The sequence below is a fragment of the Bacillus cereus group sp. N14 genome, from assembly GCF_016483555.1.
In the GTDB taxonomy this organism is placed as follows: Bacteria; Bacillota; Bacilli; order Bacillales; family Bacillaceae_G; genus Bacillus_A; species Bacillus_A wiedmannii.
In genome coordinates, this window is sequence record NZ_JAEHBQ010000043.1 from 1 (window position 1) to 15636 (window position 15636).

Below are 15636 nucleotides of genomic sequence, written 5' to 3' on the forward strand. Positions count from 1 at the left end.
AGTTAGTTTGTCTAGCATCTAAAAATAAAAATTGACGTTTCACGTTGTTTGTTTCGTTCAGTTTTCAAAGAACTACTCGGTCGCTCATTTGCGACTTCCTTATGTTAACATCTTCGTTAGTTAATGTCAACCAAGTTTTTTATTTCGTTTGCCGCGCTTTGCGTTATTGCATCGGCGACTTGTTCTATATTACACCTCTAAACCTTAATCGTCAACATGTTTTTCTAAAAAAATATAAAAAGGCTTATCCCCTTTAAAATAAGCCTTTTTATCATATACCATTCTATTCGTTTATTATTTTTCTATAATTGGTAACGAGACGATAAACTGAATAATACCATCCTCATATTCAGCTCGAATACTACCACCTTGCAACTCAACAATACTTTTCGCAATCGCTAATCCAAGTCCCGATCCTTCTGTTACTCTACTTCTAGATTGATCTTTCTTATAAAAGCGTTCAAATAAACTCCCTAACTCTTCTCTCGTAAACTCTTCACTATGATTCGCAATTACAATTTGTATATCCCGGCGCTGCCTTTGAAGAGAAACCTTTATCTCCCCATCATCTTTACTATACTTAATCGCGTTCATTAATAGATTATCAAACACACGGACCATCTTTTCCGAATCAATCGCTGCATAGGTACGTTCCTCAGGAAACTTCTTAACAAACGTAAGTCCATGCTCTTCTGCCTGCGGTACTAACTCTTCTATTAATTGCTCCAATAACTCATTTATACAAACCTCTTGTTTTTCCAATACAACTTGCTCATTTGTTAACTTCGTATACTCAAATAAATCTTCTATTAAGTTCTTTAACTGCTCCGACTTCGCAAAAGCAATTCTCGTATACTCATCATGTTGTTCTTTATTTTCATATTTAGAATCTCTAAGTAATCGCAAGTAACCCATAATAGAAGTCAGCGGTGTACGTAAATCGTGAGATACATTCGTAATAAGCTCATTCTTTTGCTTCTCTAATTTACGTTCCTTTTCTATATTATCCATAAGCTCTTCCGCCATATTATTAATATTCTCAGTTAAAGACGCAATCTCATCTTCACCTTTCTTCTCAATACGGTACGCTAAGTTTCCTTTTTCTATTTCCTTTACACCTTGTGCCATCGCTTCAATTTGCTTCATCTTTCTCTTTGTTATATAGAAGAAAGAGAAAATGAACACGAGTACACCAATTAAAAATGGGAATGGTCCTTCTTGCGTATCATACATTACTACACCATCTGGTATTCCACTAACGAACATATACAAATTCTTATCTTCTATTGTAATAGGTGAAAAAGCTATAAATTCTTTTCTCGTATTTTCAAATACATCTCGACCATTTGAATAGTTAATCGCAAATGATGCTGCATTACGAATCGTATTATGCAAATCGATTTGCTCTTCTTGCGCCTGCTTCGTTTTATATAAAACTTTACCACTCTCATCAGTAACCAATATTTTTAAAGCTCTAGATCCTCGCTCTAAATTTTGATTCTCCATTTCGATCATATTGGATATAGCTTCTAATTTATTTTCATGAACCGAACTATTTGCTGCTCCTTGAGCTTGGTGATTAATTCGTTCCATACCAGCCCGATAATCGATAGTCGCTTGACGATTCGCATTCTCAAAAAATGGCGCAGCTGCCTTTGCTGACAAAACTCCTAATAACGCACAAGCAGCAAAAGTAGTAATCAATTGAATTCTTATACTCTTCCGTACGCCCTTTACTAATTTCTCAATTAATTGTCTTGTTTTTCTTACATAAGTAAATGGATTAAATATCTTTTTCAATCTTATACCCCACTCCCCATACTGTTTTTATATATCTAGGTTTCCTTGGATTCTCCTCAATCTTTTCACGTACTTTCCTAATATGAACCATTACCGTGTTATCCGACTGGAAAGATCTTTCGTTCCAAACCTTTTCATAAATTTGTTCCGCGCTAAAGACCATACCCGGATTACGAGCTAGTAATTCTAAAATCGAAAATTCCCTCGGGGTCAGTTTCACTTCTTCTCCATCCACAATAACTTTATGGGTTGAGATGTTTATTTTCATCTCTCCAATTTCTAGCTCGTCCTCATTTTGTATAGTGAAACCATTCATTTTCATATAACGGCGTAACTGAGATTTAATTCTTGCGATTAACTCTAACGGATTAAACGGCTTCGTTACGTAATCATCTGCACCCGTTGTTAGTCCTAAAATCTTATCCATATCTTGCGTTTTCGCAGAAAGCATAATAATTGGCATTTCTTTTTCTTCCCTTACTTTCATACACATATGGATACCGTCTACTTTCGGCATCATAATATCTAATACGACTAGATGCACTTCATTTTCTTCCAGGAGACGTAACCCTTCTTCTCCGTCTCCTGCTTGCAGTACTTTATATCCTTCATTCTTTAAATAGATTGTAATAAGATTCCTAATTTCTTTTTCATCATCTACGACAAGTATTGTTTCATTTGCCACAATATCTCCCCCATCACTTTTTTAATCCCTAACTTCTATTATAGGAAAACTTCTGAAGAAAAACGCTCGGAAATCCTTAAGTTTTTCTGAAGACGCAAAAAAGGTCTAGACTCCCCTTAAGTCTAGACCTTTCAAAAAACCCCTTTTATTTACGAACGTAGATGAAATATAGTACGAATAAAACTCCCATAACATACATAATTGGATGAATCTCTTTACGGCGACCACTTACTACCATTGTAATTGGATAGAAGATAAACCCGATCGCAATTCCTGTTGCGATACTATACGTAAGTGGCATTGAAATGATAGTAAAGAATGCTGGTACTGCAATCTCGAATTTCTTCCAATCAATTTCTCCTAAAGATGAAACCATCAAGATCCCTACAATAATTAACGCTGGCGCTGTTACAGCTGGTGTCACAACGCTTAATAGTGGTGAGAAGAATAGCGCTAGCAAGAAGAACCCTGCTGTTACAACTGCTGTAAATCCAGAACGTCCACCCGCCGCTACCCCAGCAGAAGATTCAATGTAAGACGTTGTTGTTGATGTACCTAAGATTGCACCGATTACAGTTGCAATCGCATCTGCAAATAATGCTTTTCCTGCACGTGGTAATTTATTGTTCTTCATTAATCCTGCTTGATTCGCAACCGCTACAAGTGTACCTGCTGTATCAAAGAAATCGATGAAGAAGAACGTTATAATAACAATCACCATTTGAACAGTGAAAATATCTCCGAAATGAGTTAACGCCACACCGAACGTTGGTTCTAGACTCGGTATTGCTCCCACTACAGCTTTCGGAGTATCAATTAATCCTGTCGCTACTCCTAAAATTGCTGTAAGAATCATACCGTAGAACACCGCACCATTAACTTTCTTAATCATGAAGATGATTGTAGTAACAACCCCGAAGATTGCTAGTAACGTTGTGCCCTTTGTTAAATCCCCCAATCCAACAAGAACAGCATCATTTTTCACGATAATTCCGGCATTTTGGAATCCAAGGAAAGCAATAAACAATCCGATACCTGCCGCTACTGCAAACTTTAACTCTGATGGAATTGCATTAATGATTTTTTCACGAATACCTGAAGCTGTAAGAATAATAAAGATAATACCTGACATTAATGTCCCAGCAATTGCTGTTTGCCACGGAATACCCATCGTTAACACTGCCGTATAAGCAAAGAATGCGTTAATTCCCATACCGGGCGCCAAAGCAATCGGATACTTCGCGAATATCCCCATAATTAGCGAACCAATCGCTGCTGCTAATGCTGTAGCAACGAATACTGAACCTGGATCCATTCCTGTACCTGCCGGTAACCCTTTAACATTTCCAAGTGACAGCGTAGCAGGATTGACAAATAATACATAAGCCATAGATAAAAATGTCGTTAAACCTGCTATGAACTCTGTTTTATAATTTGTACCGAGTTCATCAAACTGAAAATAGCGTTTCATCTTACGTTTCCCCCGTTATATGATTACTCGCCGTAATCTCCCTAGCCCTCTTTTATCTATTAAAAATAAAAAAGGCTTCCATTGCATATACATGGAAGCGTTCTATGAATAAAGACAAGTTCCCCCTCATCTTTATCTAAACGCCTCGTAGTCAAGCCATTTACGGTAGCTAGGTAGAAACTTTCGGGCCATATCCCCGATATTATACGACGGCATAATATTCACTTTTCGTTTGAATTACATACTCATATTAACTCGACGAAGTAGTTTTGTCAATTTAAAAACGAACATTTTTATAAACTTTTGTATTTTCGTTCGTATTAAGAGCAAAACACAAAAGATCCATCTATGCATGAGCAATAGATGGATCTTTTTTTATAATACTATTCCCACTCAATCGTTGCTGGTGGCTTACTTGTTATATCATACACGATACGGTTAACGTGTTTTACTTCGTTTACGATACGTACAGAGATTTTCTCTAATACGTCCCAAGGGATACGTGCCCAGTCAGCTGTCATACCGTCGATAGATGTTACTGCGCGGATACCTACTGTGTAATCGTAAGTACGCTCGTCACCCATAACACCTACGCTACGCATACCAGGAAGCGCAGTGAAGTATTGCCAAACTTCACGGTCTAAGCCCGCTTTAATAATTTCTTCACGTAAAATCGCATCAGATTCACGAACGATTTCTAATTTCTCTTCTGTGATTTCACCTAATACACGAATACCAAGACCAGGGCCTGGGAATGGTTGACGCCATACGATTTCATCAGGAATTCCTAGTTCTGATCCTAATACACGTACTTCATCTTTAAATAACGTGTTTAAAGGCTCAATTAATTTGAACTGCATGTCTTCTGGAAGACCACCAACGTTATGGTGAGATTTAATTGTTTGTGCAGTTGCTGTACCACTTTCAACGATGTCTGTATAAAGTGTACCTTGCGCTAGGAAGTCCATTCCTTGTAATTTAGAAGCTTCATCATCAAATACGTAAATGAATTCATTACCGATGATTTTACGTTTTTGTTCTGGATCTTCTACACCTTTTAACTTGTTCATGAAGCGTTCTTGTGCATCCACTTTAATAACGTTCATGTGGAAACCTTCGCTGAATGTTTTCATAACGCCTTCTGCTTCACCTTTACGAAGTAAACCGTGGTCAACGAAAATACATGTTAATTGGTCACCGATTGCCTTATGAATTAATACTGCTACAACAGAAGAGTCTACACCGCCGCTAAGTGCGCATAGTACTTTTTTGTCTCCAACAGTTTCACGGATTTTCTCTAATTCTACTTCGATAAAGTTCTCCATGTTCCATCCTTCAGAACAACCACATGCGCCGAATACGAAGTTTTTAATTAAATCGTTACCGTGCTCAGAATGACGTACTTCTGGGTGGAATTGTACACCGTATAAGTTTTTGTCTTCATTGCTCATACCAGCAATTGGACAAGACTCACTTGTTGCATCTACTACGAATCCTTCAGGTAAACCAGTTACTAAGTCACCATGGCTCATCCATACAACTTGCTCTTCTGGAAGGTTCGCATATAATTTTGATTCGTTCTCTACTTTAAGAACAGCTTTTCCGTACTCACGGTGGTTTGCACGTTCTACTTTACCACCGAAGTGTTGCGTCATAAGCTGCATACCGTAACAAATACCGAAGATCGGTAATCCTAGTTCAAAGATTTTTTCATCACAATGTAATGCACCTTCACCGTATACACTATTTGGTCCACCAGAGAAGATAATCCCTTTTGGATTCATTGCTTTAATTTCTTCTGCAGTAATTGTATGTGGATGAAGTTCACTGTATACACCAAACTCACGAATTCGACGTGCTATTAACTGATTGTACTGACTCCCAAAATCTAAAACGATAATTGTATCATGCTGCTTCTTCAAAATAATCACCCCAACGTTAGTTCTCGTATATAAATATTTTCACCAATTTGGCAAAAAGCATTACTAATATAATAAAAAAAGCCAGTCCTCCGCCTCTAGTCTCATAACAAAGAAAAGGCAGGGGTCTGGCTTTATAAAGAAAGATAGTCTCCGCTCTTTATAAATATAAGACACACTGCCTTCATAGTCAGGTTGTTTACGGTAACCCGGTAGAGACTCTCAAACCTTATCTTTGAGGATATATGAAGGATCGTTTTATATTATCTTCCTAGATTCTAACAATGAAGTATCGATATGGTCAAGAGAGAAAGCGACAAAATTCTACAGAAATTCATTTCCTTTTCTAAAAAACATAAAAAAACATCCATTTCTATATAGAAATGGATGTTTTTCGAGCAAACGGAATTACATCATTCCGCCCATACCGCCCATGCCCATGCCGCCCATGTCAGGCATTGCTGGTGCATTTGGTTCTGGCTTGTCAGCAACTACAGCTTCAGTTGTTAAGAACATAGCTGCAACAGATGCTGCGTTTTGAAGTGCAGAGCGAGTTACTTTAGCTGGATCTACGATACCAGTTTCAAGCATGTTAACCCACTCGCCAGTAGCTGCGTTGAAACCAACGCCTACTTTTTCGCCTTTTAGACGCTCTACAACTACAGATCCTTCTAGACCAGCGTTGATTGCGATTTGACGAACTGGCTCTTCTAGTGCGCGAAGTACGATGTTGATACCTGTTGCTTCGTCGCCTTCAGCTACGATAGAAGCTACTTTCGTGTATACGTTCATAAGTGAAGTACCACCACCCGCAACGATACCTTCTTCTACTGCTGCACGAGTTGAGTTAAGTGCATCTTCAATGCGAAGTTTGCGCTCTTTTAACTCAGTTTCAGTTGCTGCACCTACTTTAATTACTGCTACGCCACCTGCAAGTTTTGCAAGACGCTCTTGTAATTTTTCACGATCGAATTCAGAAGTAGTTTCTTCTAATTGCGCGCGGATTTGACCGATGCGAGCTTCGATTTGTTGTGAATTTCCGATACCTTCAACTACAGTTGTATTTTCTTTCGTTACAACAACCTTACCAGCGCGTCCTAAAGATTCAATTGTAGCAGATTTTAAATCACGACCTAATTCTTCAGTGATTACTTCGCCACCAGTTAAGATTGCGATATCTTCTAGCATTGCTTTACGACGGTCACCAAATCCAGGAGCTTTAACAGCTACTACATTGAATGTACCACGAAGTTTGTTCACTACTAATGTAGCTAAAGCTTCGCCTTCTACGTCTTCAGCGATGATAAGAAGTGGTTTACCCTGTTGTACCACTTGCTCTAATACTGGTAAGATTTCTTGGATGTTAGAAATCTTCTTATCAGTAATTAAGATGTATGGGTTATCAAGAACTGCTTCCATTTTGTCAGAATCAGTAATCATGTAAGGAGATGCATATCCACGATCAAATTGCATACCTTCTACTACGTCTAATTCTGTTGTAAATCCTTTAGATTCTTCTAAAGTAATAACGCCGTCGTTACCAACGCGCTCCATTGCTTCAGCGATTAATTGACCTACTTCTTCGTCAGCTGCAGAAATAGCAGCTACTTGTGCGATAGAAGATTTGCCTTCGATTGGTTTAGAAATCTCTTTTAATTCTGCAATTGCAGCAGTAACAGCTTTTTCGATACCTTTACGAAGACCCATTGGGTTCGCACCAGCTGTTACGTTTTTAAGACCTTCACGAATCATAGCTTGTGCTAATACAGTTGCAGTTGTTGTTCCGTCACCAGCTACATCATTTGTTTTGCTAGCAACTTCTGCTACTAATTTTGCACCCATGTTTTCGAATGCATCTTCTAATTCGATTTCTTTTGCGATTGTTACACCATCATTTGTAATAAGTGGTGAACCAAATTTTTTCTCAAGTACAACGTTACGACCTTTTGGTCCAAGCGTTACTTTTACTGCGTTTGCAAGAGTGTCGACACCGCGAAGCATCGAACGACGTGCTTCTTCACTAAATTTAATATCTTTTGCCATAATAATTGACCCCCTTGAATTTTTTAAGATTTATATAATTAACCGATAACTGCTAAAATGTCACTTTCACGTAAAATCAAGTAGTCAGTACCTTCATATTTTACTTCAGTACCTGCATATTTTGAGAAGATGATAAGATCACCTGCAGCTACCTCTAGAGCAACACGCTCACCATTTTCAAGCACTCGACCAGTACCTACTGCAATAACTTTACCCTCTTGTGGTTTTTCTTTTGCAGTGTCTGGTAATACAATACCACTTGCTGTTTTTTCTTCTGCTTGAACAAGCTCAATTACAACGCGATCACCTAATGGCTTTAGCATGAACAATAACCTCCTCATTGTGTTATGTAAATTTTATTTATTAGCACTCAAGTCACTCGAGTGCTAACACACTTATAATAATAAATAATCTCAATTTCTTTTGCAAGTAAAAAAATCATAATTTTTTCGCAAATTAAGCTATACACTTTTCTATATAGAGTCCCTCTTCTTCTACCTTTACTATATGAATCGTTGTTTCCACTACTCGTATGTTACAATATGAAAGGACACCCTAAGTTGTTTTCGCTATACACACAACTTTCTCCTGTCTTCTATTATAATTTCAAATAAGGATTTACGAAAAAAACATAATTTAAGTGAAGTTTATATCGTAGGTAGCATACTTACATGTTATCCTACCTTATCTCATACACTAGAGTTAGAAAGGATGGTTAAACCATTTGAAAAAACAATATTGGTGGGTTATCGTTACATACATTTTAATGCAGTTATCATCCATTGCTGGATTACCACTTCTGCTGAAAACTGGACTTTATGATAACAGGGGATTTACTAGAGAAGAGAAATTTCAACTCATAACTGGCCACTGGGCAATCATTAGCTTCTTTATTGCATTATGTATCGTACTTTGGTTACTTAGAACAGATATTCGTGACAGACGTTTAGATACAATGCGCTCTACTGTTCCAGCTACGATTGGTTGGATTTTTATCGGGTTCTTCCTAGCATTTTTCTCACAAAGTATTGCCGGTATGATAGAAATGCGTGTATTAGGAATTAAACCTGGATCAGAAAATACAGCAAGACTTATGGATATCGCAAGAACGACACCTTGGTTCCTTATCGTTATCTCTATAATAGGACCTATTTTGGAAGAAATCGTATTTAGAAAAATTTTATTTGGTACACTTTATAAGAAGTTTAACTTCTTTATCGCTGCTATCATTAGTTCTCTCGTATTCGCAGCAATTCATTTTGATTTCACTCACTTATTGGTATACACTTCTATGGGACTCGTATTCGCCTTTTTATATGTAAAAACGAAGCGTATTATCGTCCCTATCGCAGCTCATGTTGCAATGAATACATTAGTTGCAGTTGCTCAAGTTTTAATGAGCAATGAACAAATTCAAGAAATGATTAAAGAAGCTGAAAAAATGCAAGGCTTTATCGGAGGATTTTTAGTATGAGGAACTCACCATTGTTCATGGCTGCATTGTACTTCCTTCTAGGATGTATCTTTACACGCTTCGCCATTACGAACGTAACAGATACAATCTGGAATATGTGGACAATACTATTTGCAGTTATGGCAACGATTGATTTTAATTTGGCACTTCGCCTTATCTTAGTTAAATTCACAAAGAAAAAACAATAATAAAACGCAGAGGTCGCTTCCTCTGCGTTTTATTGTGGATAATTCTTTAAAAAGTAAACAAGTGTTTGTAACTCTACCGCTAAATCAATATGGTGAATTCTTATATTATCTGACACATTTAAGCGCGCTGGTGTGAAATTTAAAATACCATGCACGTTCGTTTCTGCCAATCTATCTGCTACAGATTGTGCTACTGTAGCGGGTACTGTTAATATTGCCACTTGTATATCAGTTGATAAACGTTCTTCTAATTCATCTAAATGATATACAGGAATGCCCCCGATTTCTGTCCCGACTTTCTCTTCACTAACATCAAACGCCATTTCAATTTTTGTATTATTGTTTTTCGTGAAATTATAATGTAAGAAAGCGGTCCCTAAATTACCTACTCCAATAAGTGCTACACGTGTTATATCATCTTGGTCGAGTGTTTCACGGAAAAATGATAATAAATAATTTACGTTATATCCATAACCTTTTTTCCCTAACGCTCCAAAATATGAAAAATCTCTTCGAATCGTTGCGGAATCAACTTTTACCGCTTCACTCAATTCGGCTGATGAAACACGTTGCTTACCAGAAAGAGATAAGTTTTGGATAAATCGATAGTATAGAGGCAATCGTTTGGCAGTGGCCTGTGGAATTTTTTGCTGCTCCATATAACCTCTCCTCTCTTCCTATCTTTATTCATATACTTGAATCAAATACAGAAGTTTAGCACTCATGAATTTCCCTGTATAATAAAGAGAAGAAGTATTCTCTCTTTATTTTAAACTATACACTATTTTTAGTATGATTGAGAAATATAAACATGGCAAAGTTAAGAAATTATTTGAGGTGAAAACATTGATTTTATTACAAGTAAACGCGCTTACGAAATTATACGGTGCCGAAACGATTCTTACAAACATAAAATTGGAAGTTCAAACGAAAGATCGTATCGCATTAGTCGGACGAAATGGGGCCGGAAAATCTACATTATTAAAAATAATAGCTGGTGAGCTATCTCATGATGGTGGCGAAATTATAAAACCGAAAGATGTCTCAATCGGATATTTAGCTCAAAATACCGGGTTAGAAACATCTTTAACAATTTGGGATGAAATGTTAACCGTCTTTACACACTTGCAGCAAATGGAGACAAAACTTCGAAGGCTAGAGCAAGAGATGGGAAAAGAAGAAAACTTTTCAAACGAGGCTACATATGAAAGATTATTAGCTGATTATGACCAATTGCAATTAGATTATAAAGATCAAGGTGGATATCAATATGAAGCAGATATTCGCTCGATTTTAAGTGGTCTTGGCTTCCCAGTTGAAACGCACCAGACGACGATTTCTACATTAAGTGGTGGACAAAAAACACGATTAGCTCTCGGTAAATTATTATTAACGAAACCAGACCTACTTATTTTGGACGAGCCTACAAACCATTTAGACATCGAAACATTAACATGGCTTGAACAATATTTACAAGGCTATCCTGGCGCAATACTAATCGTTTCTCATGACCGTTATTTCTTAGATAAACTCGTTACACAAGTATATGAAATTTCGAATAAAGAAAGCAGACGATTTGTTGGTAACTACAGTAAATATTTAGACTTGAAATCAGCATTATACGAGCAAGACATGAAACGTTATGAAAAACAACAAGATGAAATCGCTAAGCTTGAGGATTTCGTTCAAAAAAATATAGCTCGCGCATCTACGACAAAACGTGCTCAAAGCCGTCGTAAACAATTAGATAGAATGGAATTATTGACTAGACCTTTAGGTGATTCTAAGTCAGCATCCTTCCACTTCGATATCGAAAAACAAAGTGGAAATGATGTTTTACAAGTAAAGGATGCAACTATCGGCTATGATGATGATCCGATTATTGAACATGTAACTATGCGCTTAACTCGCGGGGATAGCGTTGCTTTAGTTGGTCCAAACGGAATTGGGAAATCCACATTATTAAAATCACTTGTGAATAAGTTACCACTATTAAATGGTGATGTTTCTTTCGGATCCAATGTATCTGTTGGTTATTATGATCAAGAACAAGCAAACTTAACATCTTCTAAGCGAGTTTTAAATGAGTTATGGGATGAATATCCACTGCAGCCCGAAAAAGAAATTCGCACGATATTAGGTAACTTCTTATTCACAGGGGATGATGTACTAAAACCAGTATCTTCTCTTAGTGGTGGACAAAAAGCTCGATTAGCTCTTGCAAAACTTATGATGCAAAAATCGAATTTATTAATTCTCGATGAACCTACGAACCATCTTGATTTAAATAGTAAAGAAATTTTGGAGAATGCTTTAATTGATTATCCAGGCACCCTTCTATTTGTTTCACATGACCGCTACTTTATTAATCGTGTAACGACGACCGTTGTTGAGTTGTCAACAGAAGGTGCACAAGAGTATTTAGGCGATTACGATTACTATGTGGAGAAGAAAAATGAAATGATTGAACGCGCAGCATTTGAACAACAAGAACAGCAAGAAAACCAAGCACCTGTTCAAAAAACTGTAGCTCAAGAGAAATTAAATTATCTCGAAGAAAAAGAGCGTAAACAATTAGAACGTCAACGCACTCGAAAAATTGAGGAACTAGAACAAAATATTGTAGAATTTGAAGAAGAAATTGCTACGTTAGAAGATCAACTTTGCTTACCAGAAATATACGCAGATTATGAAAAGGCTAGTGAAATTACAACGAAAAAGCAAACACTACAAGAGCAACTTGATGCTTGTATGGCAGAATGGGAAGAATTACATTTATAAGAGTATGAATAAGAAGGATGTCTCATAAGTCGGGATTTTTGACTATGCGACATCCTTTTTATCTTCTAGCTGGGGTATAAACGATTCGACACGACATACCGATTTACCGACAAAGTTTGACAATGTTAGTTCGCCCCTATAATAAGGGCACATTCCAAAATGTTTTTTAGAGATATCTTCTTGCGATTTATTTCCCAAAAAAGAATTCATTCAAAGGTCAGACTTCATCTGCTTTATCCACAGGTTTATACACATATCCACCTTTATAAAATAAACCCCAAAATAACTTTTCCACATTATCCACAACCACCAAAAAAGTTATCAACATTTTATATACACAATAAAACCCACATTATCAACAGATAATATGGGTTTTATCCACAAGCTGTGGTTAATTTTGTGCATAACTATTCTTCAATATCTAATCCTGGATTTGCATTTAGAGCTAATGTAGCACGTTTTCCTTGTTCATATGCAATTGTACCTGCGGCTGCAATCATCGCTGCATTATCGGTACATAAAGATAGTGGAGGAATAATTAGCTCGATATTTTCTTTTGTCGCAAATTCCGCTTCCAAACGTGCGCGAAGTCCTTTATTCGCAGCTACTCCACCAGCAAGAAGCAGTTGCTTTACGTTATACGCTTCTGCTGCACGAGATGCTTTCGTTACAAGCACATCTATTACACTCGCTTGGAAACTTGCTGCTAAATCTTCCGGTGCAATTTCTATCCCGCGTTGTTTTGCGTTATGCACAGTGTTGATAACTGCTGATTTCAATCCACTGAAACTGAAATCATACGAATCAGGTTCTAGCCATGCACGAGGCAAATCAATTGTCGGTTCCCCTTCATGTGCAAGGCGATCAATGTGAGGACCACCTGGATATGGCATGGATAATGTTCGAGCTACTTTATCATATGCCTCTCCAGCTGCATCATCTCTCGTTTCACCAATCACTTCGAATGAACCATGTTCTTTCATATAAACAAGCTCCGTATGTCCACCAGATACAACAAGTGATAGTAGTGGGAATTGAACTTCTTTTACTAAACGGTTCGCATAAATATGCCCAGCTATATGATGAACACCCACTAGAGGAATATCATGTGCAAAAGCCACTGCTTTCGCTGCATTTACCCCTATTAAAAGCGCTCCTACTAACCCAGGTCCTTCTGTTACAGCAATTGCATCAATATCATCAAATGTAATATTTGCTTCTTTTAAAGCTTCTTCTAACACAACTGTAATTTCTTCTACATGATGACGGGATGCAATCTCTGGTACAACTCCGCCAAAACGTTTATGACTTTCAATTTGTGATGCAACGACATTCGCAATAATTTCCGTTCCATTTTTAACAACTGCTACTGCTGTTTCATCACAACTTGTTTCAATACCAAGTATAATCGTATTTTTTTCCATTATATATTCACCCACATTACGAGACCATCTTCCTGATTGTCTGCATAGTATCGTTTACGAATTCCACCATTTTGAAATCCGTATTTTCTGTATAACTGTTTTGCTACTTCATTTGATACACGTACTTCAAGTGTCATTGTTTTTACCCCTAAATCTTTCGCTTCGGAAATAACTTCTTTCAATAAAGCATCCCCTAGCTTTTGACCTCTGTATTCTGGCAAAATAGCTACATTTGTTATATGTGATTCATCAATAATTATCCACAATCCACAATATCCAATTACACGACCATCTTTTTCTAGCACAACATAATGTGCATGTTCATTCGTCGTTAACTCACGGTGAAAGGCATCTGCAGTCCAAGGAGTTGAAAAAGACGCTTCTTCAATAGCTACAATTTGAGCGATATCATCGAGTTCCATCTTTCTAAATATCATATCCATCTTCTGCAAGCTCCTACTTGTTTTGACTTTCTAACCACTTTGTTTCAGCTTCAGCTAAACGAAGATAACTAGGAACAAATGAATGTACATCTTGTTCTTCTTTTTGTAACCCTAAGAAAGCTAACTCACTTGGTCTTGGGTTATTTTTAGTGAAGGGAGCAAATACAGCTTGGCCGCCTAAATGTTCGATAATCGTCTCTTTGTGCAGTTTAATATCGTTACCAATAAATAAAACAGGCTTTCCTGTATCTTTTAACATTTGCAACCAGTCTACAATAAGGATGATTCGGTCTTCTTCTATAGAAGTTAAATGCTCTCCTTCATATGTATATAACCCAGTATAAATTTGTCCGCGTCTTCCATCAAATAAAGGACAGATTAATCCATCAAAATTAGCACCGTTTGCAGCCACTACTTCTAAACTTGATACACCTACAATTGGTATTTGAAGTGACCAAGCTAATGTTTTTGCAGCTGTCACACCTATGCGAACACCTGTATATGATCCAGGTCCAGCAGCTACAACGATTTTAGTTAATTCTTTCGGTTTTACACCACATTCTTTTAATAATTTCTCTACAGCTGGCATAAGACGTACAGAATGGTTTTTTGTTAAGTTTGTAATGATTTCCCCAATTACGTTTCCTTCCTCAATAAGGGATACACCCATTACGTAATTTGAAGTGTCAATTGCTAGTACTTTCATCTTGTAATAGCTCCTCACATAATCTAATATATCGATCTCCAATTGGCTCGAGTACAATTTTCCTTGTATCATCTCCAGCATGGAATAAACTAATTTGTAACTTCTCATTTGGTAAAAATGCTTCTATTAAATGAGCCCATTCTACTACGGTAATTCCTTCACCGTAGAAATACTCATCAAAACCTAAGTCCTCTTCACTTTCTGCTAAGCGATACACGTCCATATGATATAGCGGCAATCTCCCTTTATATTCTTTAATAATATTAAAGGTAGGACTATTTACAACTCTTTTCACTCCAAGACCTTTTGCTAGTCCTTTTGTAAAAGTTGTCTTACCAGCCCCTAGATCTCCTTCTAAAATAATTACATCTTGTGCCCCGACAAGTCCACCTAGTTTTTCTGATAATCTTTGTGTTTCCTCAGAAGAGTTTGTTGTTATTTCATATTTACTCACAGACTTCACCTACTTTACTCACAATGTTCTCTGCTCTTTATTATACAGGTTTTGAATATATAAAAAAGTCCTTAGGAGTTTTCCTAAGGATAGTTTGACTGTCTTTATTAGTTTTTTGTTAAAACAAATAAAAAAATACGAAACAACATGTTTCGTTCTTTTCTTTATATAAAATGGCGGTCCCGACCGGGGTCGAACCGGCGATCTCCTGCGTGACAGGCAGGCATGTTAACCACTACACCACGGGA

14 protein-coding genes and 2 riboswitches are annotated in these 15636 nt (G+C 37.1%); of the genes, 3 read left to right on the top strand and 11 right to left on the bottom strand.

Features of this window, described 5'->3' with window-relative positions:
* Nucleotides 1–294: 294 nt before the first annotated feature.
* The 6 genes from ampS to groES all read right to left on the bottom strand — a co-directional run bounded on the left by ampS (nt 295) and on the right by groES (nt 8241).
* Nucleotides 295–1800 (bottom strand): aminopeptidase AmpS, encoded by a 1506-nt coding sequence (ampS, locus tag JDS82_RS28660; RefSeq protein WP_000719256.1) that lies wholly within the window; start codon nt 1798–1800, stop codon nt 295–297.
* A complete protein-coding gene (locus tag JDS82_RS28665) occupies nt 1784–2485 on the bottom strand; it encodes a response regulator (RefSeq protein ID WP_199714315.1) in 702 nt (233 codons plus the stop codon). The genes ampS and JDS82_RS28665 overlap by 17 nt, the downstream gene beginning before the upstream one ends.
* A 145-nt stretch (nt 2486–2630) precedes the next feature.
* Nucleotides 2631–3956, bottom strand: coding sequence for an NCS2 family permease (locus JDS82_RS28670; protein WP_199714316.1), 1326 nt, complete (start codon nt 3954–3956; stop codon nt 2631–2633).
* A gap of 128 nt (nt 3957–4084) precedes the next feature.
* A riboswitch (purine riboswitch) is annotated at nt 4085–4186 on the bottom strand.
* A 153-nt stretch (nt 4187–4339) separates the two neighbouring features.
* Complete coding sequence (gene guaA, locus JDS82_RS28675; protein ID WP_000743912.1) at nt 4340–5878, bottom strand: glutamine-hydrolyzing GMP synthase; 1539 nt, start codon at nt 5876–5878, stop codon at nt 4340–4342.
* A 164-nt stretch (nt 5879–6042) separates the two neighbouring features.
* Nucleotides 6043–6144, bottom strand: a riboswitch (purine riboswitch).
* Between the two features lie 139 nt (nt 6145–6283).
* Nucleotides 6284–7918, bottom strand: a complete 1635-nt coding sequence (gene groL / locus JDS82_RS28680) for a chaperonin GroEL (protein WP_001029984.1) — start codon at nt 7916–7918, stop codon at nt 6284–6286.
* A 38-nt stretch (nt 7919–7956) separates the two neighbouring features.
* Nucleotides 7957–8241 carry a co-chaperone GroES gene (gene groES / locus JDS82_RS28685; RefSeq protein ID WP_000917306.1) on the bottom strand — a complete coding sequence of 95 codons (285 nt, stop codon included), beginning with the start codon at nt 8239–8241 and terminating at the stop codon, nt 7957–7959.
* Between the two features lie 401 nt (nt 8242–8642).
* Between groES and JDS82_RS28690 the strand changes: the two genes are divergently transcribed.
* Nucleotides 8643–9392 (top strand): CPBP family intramembrane glutamic endopeptidase, encoded by a 750-nt coding sequence (locus tag JDS82_RS28690; RefSeq protein ID WP_000745348.1) that lies wholly within the window; start codon nt 8643–8645, stop codon nt 9390–9392.
* Nucleotides 9389–9580, top strand: a complete 192-nt coding sequence (locus JDS82_RS28695; protein WP_001246201.1) for a YdiK family protein — start codon at nt 9389–9391, stop codon at nt 9578–9580. Before JDS82_RS28690 ends, JDS82_RS28695 begins: the two co-directional genes overlap by 4 nt.
* A 29-nt stretch (nt 9581–9609) precedes the next feature.
* On the opposite strand, the gene JDS82_RS28700 is transcribed toward JDS82_RS28695, so the two are convergent.
* The gene (locus JDS82_RS28700; protein WP_000437704.1) at nt 9610–10239 is read right to left on the bottom strand and encodes a redox-sensing transcriptional repressor Rex; all 630 of its coding nucleotides are present in this window, start codon (nt 10237–10239) and stop codon (nt 9610–9612) included.
* 187 nt (nt 10240–10426) lie between these two features.
* Between JDS82_RS28700 and JDS82_RS28705 the strand changes: the two genes are divergently transcribed.
* Nucleotides 10427–12361: an ABC-F family ATP-binding cassette domain-containing protein gene (locus JDS82_RS28705; protein WP_207391682.1), complete on the top strand. Its 1935-nt coding sequence runs from the start codon at nt 10427–10429 to the stop codon at nt 12359–12361.
* Nucleotides 12362–12768: 407 nt separating this feature from the next.
* Here the strand turns inward: JDS82_RS28705 and tsaD are convergent, their stop codons facing one another.
* The 4 genes from tsaD to tsaE are packed head-to-tail and all read right to left on the bottom strand — an operon-like array spanning nt 12769 to nt 15388.
* Complete coding sequence (gene tsaD / locus JDS82_RS28710; protein WP_000414582.1) at nt 12769–13785, bottom strand: tRNA (adenosine(37)-N6)-threonylcarbamoyltransferase complex transferase subunit TsaD; 1017 nt, start codon at nt 13783–13785, stop codon at nt 12769–12771.
* Nucleotides 13785–14228 (bottom strand): ribosomal protein S18-alanine N-acetyltransferase, encoded by a 444-nt coding sequence (gene rimI, locus JDS82_RS28715; RefSeq protein WP_000367200.1) that lies wholly within the window; start codon nt 14226–14228, stop codon nt 13785–13787. Before rimI ends, tsaD begins: the two co-directional genes overlap by 1 nt.
* A gap of 13 nt (nt 14229–14241) precedes the next feature.
* The gene (gene tsaB / locus JDS82_RS28720) at nt 14242–14934 is read right to left on the bottom strand and encodes a tRNA (adenosine(37)-N6)-threonylcarbamoyltransferase complex dimerization subunit type 1 TsaB (protein WP_199714317.1); all 693 of its coding nucleotides are present in this window, start codon (nt 14932–14934) and stop codon (nt 14242–14244) included.
* Nucleotides 14915–15388: a tRNA (adenosine(37)-N6)-threonylcarbamoyltransferase complex ATPase subunit type 1 TsaE gene (tsaE, locus tag JDS82_RS28725; protein ID WP_000049636.1), complete on the bottom strand. Its 474-nt coding sequence runs from the start codon at nt 15386–15388 to the stop codon at nt 14915–14917. The genes tsaB and tsaE overlap by 20 nt, the downstream gene beginning before the upstream one ends.
* Nucleotides 15389–15636 lie beyond the last annotated feature (248 nt).